We start from the raw sequence: 16,372 nt of genomic DNA, 5'->3' as shown, positions 1-16,372 counted from the left end.
TCAGTGGAATAGGTAAAATCAATGCTTTTGTGATTGCTAAAATTCATTATTTTTGAAACGCTTTTGAAACGCAACTATTACTTATAAATAATAGATTGATCATATGAGTTCCCAAGATGCTAATGATGCTTCTCCAAAAGACTTGAAATCGTTGATTGAAGAGATCAATAATACAGAAGAAGAGATTAAGAAGGGAGGTGGAGAAAAGCGAATTAAAAAACAGCATAATAAAGGTAAGCTTACAGCCCGGGAACGCATTGATCAGCTTATCGATGAGGGAACAAAGTTGTATGAATTGGGATTGTGGGCTGGCTATGAGATGTATGAAGATGAGGGTGGATGCCCATCTGGTGGCGTTGTTACGGGGATTGGTACCGTATCTGGGCGCGATTGTGTGATCGTTGCGAATGATGCCACTGTAAAAGCGGGCGCCTGGTTTCCGATAACGGCCAAGAAGAATTTGCGTGTCCAGGAAATTGCCCTCGAGAACAAACTGCCGATTCTTTATTTGGTGGATTCAGCCGGTGTTTACTTGCCTATGCAGGATGAGATTTTTCCCGATAAGGACCACTTCGGGCGCATCTTTCGAAACAACGCCCGCTTAAGTGCCGAAGGCATCCCACAAATAGCAGCTATTATGGGTAGCTGTGTGGCCGGTGGTGCTTATTTACCGATAATGAGTGACGAAGCGCTGATTGTAGATGGAACGGGAAGCGTTTTTCTGGCTGGAAGCTATTTGGTAAAAGCAGCCATTGGTGAAGATGTAGATAATGAAACTCTTGGCGGGGCGACTACTCATACCGAAATCAGCGGTGTTACCGACTATAAGGTGGAGGATGATGAAGAGTGTTTGTCAACCGTTCGAGATTTAGTAGATAAATTAGGTCCCTTTGATAAAGCCGGGTTCAATCGCAAAGAAGCTGTTGCACCAGCCCGCGATGCCACCGAAATTTTTGACGTCTTTCCCGATGATCGTACCAAGCCGTACGATATGAATAAGGTGCTTGAATGTATTGTTGATGAGGATTCCTTTACAGAGTTTAAGAAAGGATATGGGCAGACGCTTATTACCGGCTTTGCTCGCGTTGACGGTTGGAGTGTGGGTATTGTAGCCAATCAGCGTAAGGTTACGCGTACTAAGCAGGGCGAAATGCAGGTCGGCGGGGTTATCTATTCTGATTCAGCTGATAAAGCTGCTCGTTTTATTATGAACTGTAATCAGAAGAAAATTCCTATTGTTTTTCTGCAGGATGTATCCGGTTTCATGATTGGTAAGCGGGCTGAGCATGGTGGCATCATCAAAGACGGTGCTAAAATGGTGAATGCGGTATCCAACAGTACGGTTCCCAAGATTACCATTGTTGTTGGTAATAGCTATGGGGCTGGTAATTATGCCATGTGTGGACGTGCTTACGATCCGCGTTTTATGTACGCCTGGCCGTCGGCGCAAATTGCGGTGATGGGTGGGACACAAGCTGCTAAAGTGTTGACACAAATTCGCGTATCTGCGCTTGAAAAGAAGGGCAAGGAGATCACCGAAGAGGAGGAGCAAGAGATTATGAAGGAGATCAGTGAGCGGTACGAGCATCAGACGGATGTCCGATATGCTGCTGCACGCTTATGGGTGGATGGCATTATTAATCCTGTTGATACGCGCGATCGCATTTCTCACGCTATTAAATGTGCGAACCACAATCCAGAGATTGAGGAGTTTAAGACGGGGGTTATGCAGGTGTAATGGAGTAGGTAAAAGTGGCTTTGCCTCTTCTCATGCCGCTGCTCTGCTGTGGAATGGAAAAGGTTTATCGACCGTATGCAATCACTTTAAGCGGGTCAGTTTTAGCTGCAATACGTGCTGGCAGCCACGAGGCCAAGGCACATAGGAAAAGCGTTACACCAGTAACCAGCACGAAATCAATCATGTGAGGTTCAACGGGAGCATAGGCCATATAGTAGTTTTGCTCGGAGAGTGGGATAAGTTGGTAGGTTGATTGGAGCCATGCAAAAACAAGGGAAAGAATGATACCAATTGATAAGCCAACGACGGCCACAAATAACCCCTCTAACAAAAAGACACCCCGGATACTTTTATCACTGGCGCCAATGGTTTTAAGGATACCGATATCCCGCGTTCGTTCCAGAACCATCATCAACACAGTGCCGATAAGGTTAAACGCTGCCACGATAATCATTACCGCTATTACAAAGGGAATGGTTTCTTCCTGGAGATCAACCCAGGCAAATATACTGCTGTAGCGTTCATAAATGGTTTGCGCGAAATAGGGATAACTGAGTTCACTATCCAGTTTTTTACCGAATGCTTCGATATTAGATCGATCTTTTAACCGTATTTCTATCATCGAAGCCTCTTCGGGCGATTGTTGGAACAATGTTTCTATATGTCCACGCGAGGTAAGGGCAAGGACATCATCAAACTGCCCGATGCCCGTTTGGTAAATGCCCGTTAGTCGAAATTGTTGGATCTCTGGAGAACTGAGCGGAGAAGGGAGTCCGTCAACGGTATAAGCCGTCAACGTCGAGTTGATATCAGCATTAAGCGTATTAGCCAGCTTTGATCCAATCACAATGCCGGGACGTCCACTGCTATCAGCTGTAAGATCATAGCTGCCTTTGCTAATATAATTTCTGATTTCCGTTACATCGCCGTTGATGTCCACCCCTTTTAAGAGCGTTCCGGTAACATCGTCCGGGGTTTGCAGCATGGTTTGGCCATCAATGACGGCCTGCGCCTGATCAATTTCAGGATAGGATTCTAAATCTGACAGCAGAGTATCGGCACGATTAATGGTATTGCCGCCAAAGGTTGTTACAGTAACGTGAGGGGCAAAGCCAAGTACTTTATTATCGATGACGGATTTAAAGCCATGAACCACCGACAAGGCAATTAGCAATCCCGCTGAACCAACCGCAACACCGGTAATAGCCATAATTTTGATAAAGGATAGAAAGCGCGAACCTTTTCGCTTTCCTTTAAAATAGCGCTTGGCTAAATACCACTCGAAGTTCATCTGGTTGTTATTTGTTAACTGTTATTAGTTATTTGGTTATTGGCTATTGATGGCTGATTGATGCCCCAATAACCAATAACGAATAACTATGTACTACTTCTCTGGCTTCATTTGTGGGAAGAATAAGACGTCACGAATGGAATCAGAGTCGGTCATGATCATGGAAAGTCGGTCGATACCGATGCCAAGCCCTGCCGTTGGAGGCATACCATATTCAAGTGCTTGCAGGAAGTCCTCGTCGATGGTCATGGCCTCTTCATCACCTTGTGCTCGTAGTCGTGCCTGTTCTTCAAATCGTTTGCGCTGATCTACAGGGTCATTGAGTTCAGAAAATGCATTGGCGATCTCTTTTCCATTACAGATACATTCAAAGCGTTCGACGAGTCCCTCTTTTTCGCGGTGCTTCTTGGCAAGCGGACTCATTTCAATGGGGTAATCCGTAATGAATGTAGGCTGAATGAGCTTGGGCTCAACATATTCCCCGAAAATTTCATCAATAATTTTGCCCTTGCCGTAGCTATCTTCAAGCTCGATATCGAGTTCTTTCGCAGCTTTTTTAAGTTCTTCTAAGTTCTTGCCATACAGGTTTTTGCCTGTTTCATTTTCAATAGCTTCGAACATCGGAATGCGAGGCCAGGGGGCAGAGAAATCAATCTCATTATCGCCAACGGTAACGGTGGTAGAACCGTGCATTGCCTTGGCTACATTTTCGATCATATTCTCCACAAATTCCATCATCCAGTTGTAATCCTTATAAGCCACGTAAAGCTCAACTTGGGTAAACTCCGGATTGTGAAAACGGGAAAGTCCCTCGTTGCGGAAATCTTTTGAGAATTCATAGACGCCGTCATATCCACCTACAATAAGTCGTTTTAGATACAACTCATTGGCAATACGCAGGTAGAGTTTCATGTCCAGCGCATTGTGATGCGTTACAAAAGGCTCAGCCGATGCTCCTCCGTAAATAGGTTGTAGGATTGGAGTTTCAACCTCCATATAGCCCTTATCGTTCATGAAATTACGCATTGCCTGTACCATTTCGGTGCGCTTCTGAAAGACGTCACGAACTTCAGGATTGACAATCAGATCCAAGTAACGCTGACGATATCGCTGTTCCTTATCCGAAAAAGCATCATACACTTTGGTTTCGCCATCTTCTTCAACCTCTTTGGGGAGGGGAATGGGGCGTAGTGTTTTGCTCAATAGAACAAATTCTTTGGCATAAACCGTGGTTTCGCCGGTACCTGTTTTAAAAACATGTCCTTTAATTCCGACAATATCACCAATATCAGTCAGACGCTTAAAGACTTCGTTATACTCTTCTTTACCGACATCATTTTTTCGGATATATACCTGTATTTCTCCTTCTGAATCCTGCAGGTTGAAGAAGGTAGAGCCACCCATAATGCGTCGCGTCATCACACGTCCGGCTACTGAGACCTTTTCAACATCATCTTCGTCCTGGTCGTCCTTCTTGATCAACTCGGGATTTTCCAGGATCTGTTTACTCTTATGGGTTACATCAAAGTCATATGGGTAGGGCTCGTAACCCATCTCCCGTAGTTCCTGTAATTTTTCCAGACGTATTTCGTGTTGTTCGCTTACTGAGGACTCAGTATTGCTCATGAGAAAATGATATTTAGTTCTTTTTTGCTAAGGATTATCAAGTCGCAAAAATAAAGAATTCAGTACAAAATTGTGATTTTTTTCTCCTTTGTAATTCATAGGTTTATAGAAGCATTATTATAACGTTTTAGCTGTGTCTGAGGACCAATAAACAACCCGATGAGCAAGCCCCTGTCAGAAATAATAGATCCCCTGCCGTTTGAAGGTACTTTTTCATTATCAAGAATTGGTTCGGTTTCTGCCGAAGCGATTAGCCAGTTAGGTGATAGTGAAAAAGCAGAACTTGAAGAATGTAGTAACCTGAAACGCCAACAAGAGTTCGTTAGTTCTCGGGTTGCTCTCAAAAAGATGGCTAAGGAAATGGGGGAGCAACAGCAGTTCGAAATTCTAAAAGATGAGTTGGGACAACCTTATGGACGATCCTCATCCCAGATATACTTTGTGAGCATTGCCCATACGAATGACTCCATTTTTTGTGGACTAACACAAGCCGACCCCATTGGGGTAGATTTGGAACCGGTAGATCGAACAGTGCCCGAACGACTTGAGCAGCGTATTACTCATCCCAAAGAAAAAGAGTTGATTACAAAGATGCCTGCTATTCAGTTATGGACGATCAAGGAAGCCTATATTAAACTGCGAGGCAAGGGGCTTCGGATGAATATGAACGAGGTGCAAATCGGGAAGGAAAGCAGTAGACTTTTTGCAGAATTAAATGATGACAAAAGTGCTAAAATTTGTAGTTTCAGACTGAAAAATAAGTGGTTGGCAATAGCCTACTATCAGAAATAAAAAATAGCAGTAAAACTTTTTATGAATATTACCTCCTTTTCTCGCGAACAGATTCAGGAAGGAATTGACAATGCCCGCAAAGAGCATGTGGAACCGAATGATCACATCAGGGTGTTGTTTGCGCCGGAACGGATTAATGAAAACAATTTTGAACGTGCCTGCGATATTTACAGCAGGGTAGATATGTCGAATTATGATACGGTGGTGGTTGTAGAGTCCCACGATGAAAAGCTTGATAAAAAGCTTCCAATGGCTTCGAATGCCACTTTTGAGACCTCGATCGGAGAGGTGCCCGTTGATGATTATATGCGCAATGAGTTTTGCGATGAGGATGATGATTTCTTTATTCATGATGAAGCTTTTGACAAGGATATCAGTTTGTTCCAGCAGCTCATGTTTTTACAAACGCTTTCGGATGATTTTAAGGCGTTGAGCGTTCAAATTGCCGATCCCGATCCAGCCATTGTTAAAGAAATTGGATATGTGCTGGAAGAAGTTCTGGCTTCTCGAAGTGCGTTATTGGTATTCTGTTGTGAGCTGGATAACGATCGCAAAAAGGAGTTCGAGAATGTTGTTGAGATGGTGGAAAATAAAAATGAATCGGGACTCATGAACTATCTTAACAGTGGAGAATCGAAAATTAAAGGGACGACTGCTTTTATCGCTGGTATTATTGTAGCTAATAAATGGGGGCTTGATCTTCATTTCTTACGCGGCAAGTATGATGATTATATGGGTAGCTTGTTAACCGGTTACGCCGATCGTCAGAAGGTCGTTTTTTCTTAAATTTATGCCAGTGCCCGAGATTACATTAATTGGTACAGGGGGATTGGGCCAAACATTGGTCCGGGCATTGTCAGAAGTTAATATCCCCATTAAAAGCATTTTTAACCGTACGGTTGATAAAGCACGAGATATTGCCGTGGAGTACGGTATTTTGACCCATGGTAAACAACCGGATAATATCGGTCAGCTTGGGAATCTCATCTTTATAACGGTTACAGATAGAGCGATAGAGGAGGTAGCCCAACAGCTAAGCAGGCTTTCCGGTGATTTTAATGATTACACGATAGTACACTGTTCGGGAAATGAATCGGCAGAGCTGCTTCACCCTCTGCGTGTAAAGGGAGCTTCGGTAGCATCTTTTCACCCACTGCAGACGTTTACGGAGCAATCTGACGCTAAGGCTTTCCAAGATATTTATTTTTCCCTGCAAGGTGATAAGACGGTTTTTCCGCTCCTGGAGAATATTGCCCAGAAATTAGGGGCTCAGACGTTAGAAGTTACCGCTGATCAAAAATCGAACTTGCATGCAGCAGCGGTGATGGCCTCTAATTATTTGAATACGTTATTAGAAGCGGCTATCGATACGGCTTCTTTAAGTGGTTTATCCCCGGAAAGAGCTAAGGAGGCACTCCTTCCGCTGGTTGCAACTACGCTTCGGAATATTGGGGAACAGTCTTTTGAAAATGCGCTTACCGGTCCTATTAAGCGGGGTGACATTGAAACCGTAAAACGTCATATTGAATTACTGCGAGGGCAACCTGAACTAATGACTATCTATCAAACCCTGGGAAAACGAACGGTGGCCTTGGCAAAAAGATCCCAAAAAATAGATAGCCCCACAGCCCAGACTTTGTTGGAGGTATTAGCATGAGCAAGACCGAAGACTATTATGAGCGTGTTTATGACGTTGTTAAACAGATCCCCCGTGGTAAAGTGACAACCTACGGTGCTATTGCTCGGTATCTGGGGATTGCTTCAGGGGCACGGATGGTGGGTTATGCTTTGAATAACGTGACTGAATCGAACATTCCGGCTCATCGTGTTGTTAATAGAAATGGTGAGCTTACAGGCAGGAGCCATTTTCCGGATGATACGATGCGTGAACGCCTCGAGCAGGAAGGGCTAACGTTTATTGATGATTACCAGATTGATATCGAAAAACATTTTTGGGATCCAACCGATAATTTAATGAATTAAGTATCGTAATTATGCTGTTTAATAAGGTCCGGTTTATATGTATATCATTGTTGCTAATACTGGCATCAGTGGATGTTTATGCCCAAACTGATAGGAGCGAACCACTGCTTAAGGATGTTTCCGGGAATGAGTTAACTGAGATTATTGACTCGTACCAAGGAGATAAAGCAGTCTTGGTCAATGTGTGGGCCACGTGGTGTGCTCCATGCGTTGAGGAATTTCCATATCTTGTAGAGTTGAAGCAAAAATATCAGGATCAGCTGCAAGTTATTTTTGTTTCGGCAGATTTTCCTGCGCAGCGCGACCGGGCAGTGGAATTTTTGAAAGAACAAAACGTGGATTGGACGACCTATTTTAAAACGGGAAAAGATCAACCTTTTATAGAAGAATTATCTAATGATTGGAGTGGAGCATTACCGTTTACTAAAATTGTAAATAAGGAAGGAAAAGTCGTTTCCAATTGGGAGCAGGGAGCTGAATACGAGAAGTTTGAACGGTTCATTAAAAAAGCAATAAACAACTGAATATCATGAAATTACATAAAATACTTTACGTTATTCTTACCACCGTTGCGGTGGGATTAGCCGCTTTTATGCCTGTTGAGGATAAGTCGGCTGACCGCTTAGAAATTGGTGCCCAAGCACCCCTTACGGATGTGGAGGTAACGGATGTGTCCGGGAAGGTGTTAACGCTTGACGAAGTAGCCGAAAAGAATGGATTGTTAGTGAATTTTTCTTGTAATACATGTCCATGGGTGAAAGCGTGGGAAGATCGATATAATCCCATTGCAGATTTAGCAGAAGAAAATGATATCGGTGTTATTGCCCTAAATCCGAATGCGGCTATTCGAGATGGGGGCGAATCGATGGAAGATATGAAAGCACGTGCAGAGGCCAGTGGATATAGTTTTTATTACGCATTAGATGAAGGAGCTAAGCTTGCTGAAGCCTTTGGTGCTACACGGACCCCTGATATTTTTCTCTTTAATGGTGATATGGAGTTGGTGTACACTGGTGCTATTGATGATGATGCCAAATCAGCAGAAAATGTAGAGCAGCACTATCTAAAAGATGCGATCAATAATTTAGTGGCAGGCAACAAAATTAATCCCACTACCACAAAGGCTTTGGGTTGTACGATAAAGTGGCCTAAGTAATTCCAAATTGTCGCAATATTTCCTTATTTTTGGAGGCTTGCCAGAAGTGGCAGGCCTTTTCTTTTGGAATTAAATTAACTGCAGCGAATGCCTACGTGGACGTTACATACGGAATTTAAATTTGATGCCGCTCATTTAATTGAGGGCTATGATGGCAAATGCGGACGTATGCACGGGCACAGTTATAAGGTACATATCTCGGCAAAGTCGCATGAGCTAAATCCATCAAAATATCTTGATAGTGATGATATGGTGTGCGATTTCAAAGAATTGAAGTGGGCAGCCAAAGGATCAGAAAAGGGTGGGCTTGACCATTCGGTGCTTAACGAAGAGCTGCCTGTAAACCCGACAGCCGAACGTATTGCAGAGTTTATTTATAAGGAAACACAGCAGCGCATTCCCGAGGGTATTACGTTAAACGTAACAGTTTGGGAAACAGAAAATAGCTGGGTTGAATATACAGAAGAACATGTTTAACGAGATTGATCAGGAAAAATTAGAAGCGCTTATCGACCAGGATGAAATGCGGTCGGTAGCGTATCCGTTGGTGGAGGATTTCTATACTATTCAGGGCGAAGGGGCTCACAGCGGACGTCCGGCGTATTTTATCCGTACTGCGGGCTGTGATGTTAACTGCTGGTGGTGCGATGTTAAAGAAAGTTGGGATGAAGAGCAGCATCCACCAAAAACAGTTGAGGAAATTGTACAAGGAGCTAAGGAAAGCGGTGCTGAATTTGCTGTGATTACTGGTGGAGAACCGCTGCTACACGACCTTGATCCATTAACGTTCCAGCTAAAACAAGCCGGATTGCAGGTCCATATTGAAACGAGCGGTTCATCGCCAATTTCCGGCTATTTGGATTGGATTACGTTATCCCCGAAACGATTTAAGGAACCGTTGGATGATATATTTCCCTATGTGGATGAACTCAAAGTAGTTGTGCTGACGAACAAAGATTTGGAATGGGCAGAAAAAAATGCTGCTAAATGTCCCGATAGTACCCAACTGTTGCTTCAACCCGAATGGGAAAAAGAGGGGGCTGTTGAGCTTATTGTTGACTATGTGAAAGACCATCCGGAGTGGGGCATCAGCCTGCAGACACATAAGTTTATGGGTGTACGATAGTGGCTGATCAGCGGAACCATGCTGTTGTTATAACTGGTGCCAGTCGCGGTATTGGCCGGCGCATTGCCCAGGCCTTTGCCCGAAATACCGATTATGCTCTTCTGCTGATAGCCCGCACAAAATCTGATTTAAAAGACACACAAACACTTTGTCAAAATATTGCGGATAATGAAGTTGTTATCGCAGGTTGTGATGCTTCCAATGCTAAAACAGTAAAGAAACTGAAGGTTCCTAAAAACTTTCCTTCTCCTAAGATTATTATTAATAATGCGGGATCTTTTCTGTTGAAGAAGTTGCAAAAAACGACACATGAAGAATTTGCGGAGCAGGTTCAGTCAAATTTATACTCTGCAGTTAATATAACACAGCGTTTTTTGGATGATTTGAAGGCAAAATCCCATGCCTTGATTATAAATATATGTTCGGTAGGAGCTCTGGAGGGACTTGAAGACAGCGGAGCATATTCAGCCTCAAAACATGCCCTGTTGGGATATACCCGCTCTCTTCGAAAAGAATTGCTGAATACTGAAATAGGCGTTACGGCTATTAATCTCGGACAAACGCAATCAACATCTTGGGAGGGATCCCTGATTGATCGCGATCTGCTAATTGATCCGGATGATGTGGCAAAGATTATTCTGAATCTTGTTGATCTATCTCCAAGAACAGTGGTCGAAGAAATTCTGGTTAAGCCACAACACGGTCGTGTGCCACCGATGTAAAGAATCTATTATTAATAAATAAACCCTGAGAATTTTGAAAATCCTCAGGGTTTTATGCATATAAAAGGGGAGATAAATTAAGGCTTTGTTCTACGAGCAACTCCGCTGTCATAAGCGGCTTCTTTAACCGCTTTTGATACCTTTCGAACCACATCTTTATTGAAGACACTGGGCACGATGTATTCTTCACTGAGTCCTTCTTGATCAATGCAGTTTGCTATAGCGTGTGCTGCTGCTAATTTCATCTCTTCATTGATATCTGTTGATCGTGCATCAAGGGCGCCGCGGAATAGGCCAGGAAAGGCTAATACATTATTGATCTGATTGGGATAGTCACTGCGTCCCGTTGCAATAATGCGAGCTACATCCTGAATTTCTTCCGGCATAATTTCGGGTACCGGATTAGCCAAGGCAAACACAATGGGATCGTCTGCCATGTTTTCAATGGCTTCATAGGGGACCGTGCCCGGACCGCTAACTCCAATGAGAAGATCGGCATCATTCGTAGCTTCCAAGAGTGACCCCGATAAATTTTCAGGATTGGTATGTTTGGCCACCCACTGCTTGCTGGAATTCAGTTCATCTATGCGATCTTCATTAATGATTCCTTGCCGATCGCAGCAGAGAATTTCTTTAACGCCCGCTTCGCGGAGTATTTTCGTGATTGCTACACCGGCAGCGCCAACACCAACGATAACAACACGTAGATCAGAAAGTTTTTTGTCAGTAACCTTTAGAGCATTAAAGGTAGCCGCCAAAGTTACAACAGCTGTTCCGTGCTGGTCATCATGGAAAACGGGAATATCGAGCTCTTCTTTTAATTTCTCCTCAATCTCAAAACAGCGGGGAGCTCCAATATCTTCGAGGTTGATTCCTCCAAATCCCGGTGCCATCCACTTTACGGCATTTACAATTTCATCCACTTCTTGGGTATCCAGGCAGATGGGGTAACCATCAACTTTGGCAAACTCTTTAAAAAGCATAGCTTTTCCTTCCATAACAGGCATCGCTGCTTCGGGACCAATATTACCAAGTCCTAATACCGCTGACCCATCACTTACAACAGCAACCGAATTTTCTTTAATGGTCAGAGAGTGGACTTTCTCATTGTCTTCAGCAATAGCTTCACAAACACGTCCCACACCAGGGGTATAGGCCATAGAAAGGGAATCACGGGTATCAACCGGGACCTTGTTTTCAATACGAATTTTGCCACCCAAGTGCAGTAAAAATACGCGATCGGAGACATTGCGAACTTTTACGCCGTCAATTCCTTTAATCGCTTTTACAATAGCTTTGGAATGGTCTTCATCGCGTGCACTAACGGTGAGGTCGCGCACCTTGTAATTTCCTTCCACTCTGACGACATCCACAGCACCGGGATCGCCTTTTTGATCTGCAATTTCACTTAAAATCTTGGCCAGCATTCCAGGTTTGTTTTCGATATACAAACGCATCGTAAAACTATAGCTGACACTCGGTTGTACTTCACTCATGGGGTAATTCTTTTCCGTTTATTAGTTTCTTCAGTCAAAAATTTTGAACTGCAAAGTTACAATGCTTAGCACTGTGCAACAAATTCAATTCTAATCTTTATTGCAATCACGTTGCATATATCCGATATATAGAGGCACAAGTGTTATAATATCGCAGATAGGGCGTTCAGAATAAAAAAATGCTGCGAAAGAGAGTCTTGGGTTAACTTTTTTAGCTTTACATCTTTTTTCCTTTCACAACTTTCAATTAAAAATGAATATGATATATTCCGATTGGTCTTATCAATTCAAAAATAAACTACCTATGAAGAAAACAGTTCAAATTGTTTCGCTAAGTGTTGTTCTTCTGATGGTATTTTCCATACAGGGATGGTCACAATCGGCTCCGGCCGAAGCGTTAAAAAATGTGACGATCCATACTGCTGACGGAAATACTATCCAGGATGGAACAATCGTTTGGCGTGATGGAGTCATTACTGATGTTGGTGATAATATTAATGTTCCTTTTGATGCATATGTATATGATGGCGGGGATAGTCTGCATGTTTATCCTGGATTTATTGATGGGTTAGCCCAGTGGGGCAGTCCTGATGTTGAAGAAAATGTATCAACGCCGGAGGTTCCGGGAGATCCGGCATATGATCGGGCAGGAATACAGCCCCAAAGGAGTCCCTCCGATCTTATTCAGGATGACAAGATTTTTACTGAAGCAGCCAAGATGGGGTTCACGGCGGCTAACCTGGGATTAAAAGGACAAATGCTTCCCGGTCAAACAGATTTATTCTTGATTAGTGAAGAATCTACTGCTGATAACTTACTGCACGGAGGAATCGGAATTTTTGCACAATTTGAAGAAGCCCAGGGACAAGCTTATCCATCTACTACGATGGGCGTAATGAATCAATTCAGGCAACTGTTTAATGATGCAAAAGCCTTGCAACAGCACGAGCAATATTTTGCGTCACTATCTTCAAATTATCCAGCACCAAAGAAAGATAAGGTGCTTGAAGCACTATTCCCGGTAATGGATAATGAACAGCCGTTTTATTTTGTGGTTGATACTGAAGAGAATATCGAGCGTGTTTTTTGGCTTCAGGATGACCTCGGTTTTGATGTGGTAATTGTATCCGGCAAAGAAGCCTATAAACAAGCAGATGCGCTTAAAGAGCGTGATATTCCAGTGTTGGCAAGTGTTGATTTGCCTGAAGAACCCGAATGGCAAAAGGCTGACGAGGATAAAGATCAGCCTGAAGTAACGGAAGAAATGCGCATTTTTCGTGATAAGCAGTTAGAAGCCTATAAAGCTGATATTGAAAATATATCTAAACTTATTAACAGTGGTGTGCAGGTAGGATATGCTTCTAATGGTCTTGAACTGAAGGATATCACCAAAAACCTTAAGACATTGCAAGAAGAAGGGGGACTTTCGGATACAGAAACTTTGCAATTGATGACGCAATCCACGGCTAATATTTTGGGATACGGTGAGAAGCTCGGCGATATTAAATCGGGGCGACTCGCGAATTTTACCGTGTTTACCGAGCCATTTATGGATGAAGAATCAAAGGCTGTTTATTCGGTAAGTAATGGCAGTGTTACAGAATTTGAATCAGAATCTTCAGGGGAATAATTATGAAGAAGATTGTATTACTATTTATTTTTATAGGATTGAGTCTTGCGGGGTATGCGCAGGATAAAGGATCCGTGTTAATTGAAAATGGAACGGTTATTACCATTACAGATGGTAATAAGGCGAATACTGATGTATTGATAGAAGATGGCATCATTACGGAGATCGGTCAAGATTTATCGGCTCCACGAGGAGTAGAAACGGTCGATGCTTCCGGAAAATATGTAATGCCTGGTATTATTGATGCGCACTCCCATATTGCAAGTGTTGATGTAAATGAGTGGACAAATCCCGTGACGGCCGAGGTTAGCATGGAAGAGTCGGTTGATCCCAATGATATCAACATTTACTGGGCGCTGGCCGGTGGTGTAACATCTATTCACTTGATGCACGGTTCGGCCAATGTAATTGGTGGCCAGAATGAAACATTGAAACTCCGTTACGGTACGGGGATGGACGAGATGCGGTTTGATGGTGCACCACGGACCATTAAGTTTGCGCTTGGTGAAAACCCAACACGTGTCCACGGACAAGGCTTTGACGTTCAGCCGAGAACTCGTATGGGGGTTGAGCAAGTTATTCGTGATCATTTTGATGCTGCTATCGATTACAAACGTAATCGGGCCGAATATCTGGATGCTAAAGAAGCATATGAAAATGGAGATCGCTCTACGCCGCCTGTTCCAGTTGCTAAGAACGAACGGTTGGAAGTTCTTTCTGATATTCTGGATGGCGAAGTCTTGGTTCATACGCACTCTTATCGCGCGGATGAAATTACCATGCTGATGCGTGTTTTTAATGACTATGGAATCGAAGATTACACCTTTCAGCATGCTAATGAGGCATTTAAGGTAGCGCCAGAACTCAAGAAAAACGGGGCCTATACCTCGGTATTTGCCGACTGGTGGGCGTATAAGTTTGAGGTCTATTATTCTACGGCTTACAATGCTTCTATTCTCAATGCTAATGGCGTTAAAAACAGTATTAACTCCGATAGTGGAGAGTTGATACGTCATCTTAATCATGAGGCAGCCAAAGCAGTGCATTATGGAAATACCTCTAAACAGGATGCCTTAAAAATGATTACCATTAATCCTGCTACCCAACTTGGTATTGATGATAAGGTTGGCAGCATTGAAGAAGGCAAACATGGCGATGTAGCAATCTGGGATGACCATCCACTGAGTATTTATAGCAAGACATTGAAAACGTTTGTGGATGGTAAGAAATATTTTGATCGGGCTGAAGATAACGATGATATGCGCCTGAAAGTAGATGCCGAGCAAGATTTTGAAGCAGCATCTGGACGTTGGTACAACGAGAACGGACGTCATGCTGAAACATGTCTGCAGGGGGCCGAAATTCGGTTCAACAAGCAGGGCATGAAGCTGCAAAGCAAATAAATTTAAAGACTATAGGACAATATTATTATGAAGTATGTTAAACAAATATGTTCAGCTCTTCTCTTTATTTGCTTTTTGGGGATGAGCGCCGAAGCCCAAATCACTGAAAAAGCAGAATTTGGAAAGTTTGCTATAACGAACGCTACCGTCCATACGGTAACAGATGGCACAATTGACAATGGCACTGTTCTCATAGACGGTGAAAAGATCGTCAGCGTCGGTACAAGCGTGAGTATCCCGCAAGGGTATAATCGGATTGATGCTGGAGGCAAACATGTCTATCCGGGTTTTATAGACTCGGGAACGCAGCTTGGCCTGCAAGAAATTGGAGCCGTTGCGGTGACAAACGATCAGGCAGAGCTTGGCGATTTTAATCCTCATGTTCGGGCATTTACAGCTATTAATCCCAGCAGTGTCAGTATTCCGGTTACACGCGTAAATGGAGTAACGAACGTTATTTCATTACCTGTATCAGGACGAATTGCGGGAAAGGCTACGCTTATTGATCTTTATGGGTATTCGCCGGATTCAATGGCCGTTACCCCTAATGCCGGTTTGCACTTAAACTGGCCAAGTTCACAGAAAGGCGGTTGGTGGGATGACCGTACTGAGGAAGAGGTGCAAAAAGAGTACGAACAGGACCTCAAGAAGCTTAAGGATTTTGTGAGTCGGGCTGCATTTTATGATAAGATGATGACCGACTTTGAAGAGAATCCCGAAAACAAAGATCAGCCTGATAAAAATAAACGAATGCAGGCTATGCGTGAAGTGGTGAATGGAGAGGTGCCGGTTGTTATATCGGTGGATGCCAAACAGGACATTCTGAATGCTATTGAATGGACAAAAGAGCATCCTGAAATGGAATTCATTCTTGCTGGTGTTCGAGACGGCTGGCGTGTTGCAGAGGAAATCGCTGATGCAGGTCTACCATGCTTGGTATCAACATTATATACCCCCAATCGCGATTATGATAACTACCAGCGGCCGTATCAAAATCCGGCAAAACTACATGAGGCAGGGGTAAAAGTAGCGATCGCTACTGGTGGTGTTGAAAATGTACGTAATGCACCATATCACGCTGGATTTGCTGCTAATTATGGGTTAGGTACCGAAGAAGCGTTAAAAGCAATTACCATTAATGCAGCCGAAATTTTTGGCGTAGCTGATAAGCTTGGCAGCATCGAAGAGGGGAAACAGGCGAACCTCTTTATTGCTGAAGGTGATCCCTTTGAGCCCATGAATCATATTACGGATGTCTTTATCCGTGGCAATAAAATTCCGATGGTGAGTCGTCATATTCAGCTCTATGATCAATATCTGGATCGCGGAGCACAAACCAGTAAGTAAAATTTATTTATAGTATTTATAAGGCGCGGCATGAATAGTGTCGTGCCTTTTTTATTTTAGGG

General features: G+C 43.3%; 16 protein-coding genes. 13 read left to right on the top strand and 3 right to left on the bottom strand.

What is annotated here, in order from left to right:
- The first annotated feature begins 103 nt into the window (after positions 1-103).
- Positions 104-1,738, top strand: a complete 1,635-nt coding sequence (locus tag AAFH98_RS12010; RefSeq protein WP_342522961.1) for an acyl-CoA carboxylase subunit beta — start codon at positions 104-106, stop codon at positions 1,736-1,738.
- A gap of 64 nt (positions 1,739-1,802) precedes the next feature.
- Here the strand turns inward: AAFH98_RS12010 and AAFH98_RS12005 are convergent, their stop codons facing one another.
- Entirely contained in the window at positions 1,803-3,029 is a 1,227-nt protein-coding gene (locus AAFH98_RS12005) for an ABC transporter permease (protein ID WP_342522960.1), read from the bottom strand.
- Between the two features lie 93 nt (positions 3,030-3,122).
- Complete coding sequence (gene lysS, locus AAFH98_RS12000) at positions 3,123-4,655, bottom strand: lysine--tRNA ligase (protein WP_342522959.1); 1,533 nt, start codon at positions 4,653-4,655, stop codon at positions 3,123-3,125.
- Between the two features lie 159 nt (positions 4,656-4,814).
- On the opposite strand from lysS, the gene AAFH98_RS11995 reads away from it, so the two are divergent.
- From AAFH98_RS11995 to AAFH98_RS11955, 9 genes are all read left to right on the top strand, one after another.
- Positions 4,815-5,447, top strand: a complete 633-nt coding sequence (locus AAFH98_RS11995; RefSeq protein ID WP_342522958.1) for a 4'-phosphopantetheinyl transferase family protein — start codon at positions 4,815-4,817, stop codon at positions 5,445-5,447.
- Positions 5,448-5,468: 21 nt separating this feature from the next.
- Positions 5,469-6,233, top strand: coding sequence for an AmmeMemoRadiSam system protein B (gene amrB / locus AAFH98_RS11990; RefSeq protein WP_342522957.1), 765 nt, complete (start codon positions 5,469-5,471; stop codon positions 6,231-6,233).
- 10 nt (positions 6,234-6,243) lie between these two features.
- On the top strand, positions 6,244-7,104 hold the full coding sequence (locus AAFH98_RS11985) for a Rossmann-like and DUF2520 domain-containing protein (protein ID WP_342522956.1): 861 nt from the start codon (positions 6,244-6,246) through the stop codon (positions 7,102-7,104).
- Complete coding sequence (locus tag AAFH98_RS11980) at positions 7,101-7,430, top strand: MGMT family protein (protein WP_342522955.1); 330 nt, start codon at positions 7,101-7,103, stop codon at positions 7,428-7,430. Before AAFH98_RS11985 ends, AAFH98_RS11980 begins: the two co-directional genes overlap by 4 nt.
- Before the next feature lie 11 nt (positions 7,431-7,441).
- Entirely contained in the window at positions 7,442-7,954 is a 513-nt protein-coding gene (locus tag AAFH98_RS11975) for a TlpA family protein disulfide reductase (RefSeq protein WP_342522954.1), read from the top strand.
- Between the two features lie 5 nt (positions 7,955-7,959).
- Entirely contained in the window at positions 7,960-8,586 is a 627-nt protein-coding gene (locus AAFH98_RS11970; protein WP_342522953.1) for a thioredoxin family protein, read from the top strand.
- Positions 8,587-8,673: 87 nt separating this feature from the next.
- Positions 8,674-9,063 carry a 6-pyruvoyl trahydropterin synthase family protein gene (locus tag AAFH98_RS11965; protein ID WP_342522952.1) on the top strand — a complete coding sequence of 130 codons (390 nt, stop codon included), beginning with the start codon at positions 8,674-8,676 and terminating at the stop codon, positions 9,061-9,063.
- Complete coding sequence (locus AAFH98_RS11960; protein WP_342522951.1) at positions 9,056-9,712, top strand: 7-carboxy-7-deazaguanine synthase QueE; 657 nt, start codon at positions 9,056-9,058, stop codon at positions 9,710-9,712. Before AAFH98_RS11965 ends, AAFH98_RS11960 begins: the two co-directional genes overlap by 8 nt.
- Positions 9,712-10,434 carry an SDR family oxidoreductase gene (locus AAFH98_RS11955; protein WP_342522950.1) on the top strand — a complete coding sequence of 241 codons (723 nt, stop codon included), beginning with the start codon at positions 9,712-9,714 and terminating at the stop codon, positions 10,432-10,434. Before AAFH98_RS11960 ends, AAFH98_RS11955 begins: the two co-directional genes overlap by 1 nt.
- A 77-nt stretch (positions 10,435-10,511) precedes the next feature.
- Here AAFH98_RS11955 and AAFH98_RS11950 read toward each other — a convergent pair whose 3' ends face one another.
- Positions 10,512-11,930, bottom strand: coding sequence for an NAD-dependent malic enzyme (locus AAFH98_RS11950; RefSeq protein ID WP_342522949.1), 1,419 nt, complete (start codon positions 11,928-11,930; stop codon positions 10,512-10,514).
- Positions 11,931-12,234: 304 nt separating this feature from the next.
- On the opposite strand from AAFH98_RS11950, the gene AAFH98_RS11945 reads away from it, so the two are divergent.
- From AAFH98_RS11945 to AAFH98_RS11935, 3 genes are read left to right on the top strand one after another with little or no spacing between them, the layout of a single operon-like run.
- Positions 12,235-13,560, top strand: coding sequence for an amidohydrolase family protein (locus AAFH98_RS11945; protein WP_342522948.1), 1,326 nt, complete (start codon positions 12,235-12,237; stop codon positions 13,558-13,560).
- Between the two features lie 2 nt (positions 13,561-13,562).
- Positions 13,563-14,963 carry an amidohydrolase family protein gene (locus AAFH98_RS11940; protein ID WP_342522947.1) on the top strand — a complete coding sequence of 467 codons (1,401 nt, stop codon included), beginning with the start codon at positions 13,563-13,565 and terminating at the stop codon, positions 14,961-14,963.
- Positions 14,964-14,990: 27 nt separating this feature from the next.
- Complete coding sequence (locus AAFH98_RS11935; RefSeq protein ID WP_342522946.1) at positions 14,991-16,310, top strand: amidohydrolase family protein; 1,320 nt, start codon at positions 14,991-14,993, stop codon at positions 16,308-16,310.
- Positions 16,311-16,372 lie beyond the last annotated feature (62 nt).

The organism is Fodinibius sp. Rm-B-1B1-1, from assembly GCF_038594945.1.
Taxonomy (GTDB): Bacteria; Bacteroidota; Rhodothermia; order Balneolales; family Balneolaceae; genus Fodinibius; species Fodinibius alkaliphilus.
This window is presented reverse-complemented; position numbering and strand designations above follow the sequence as displayed.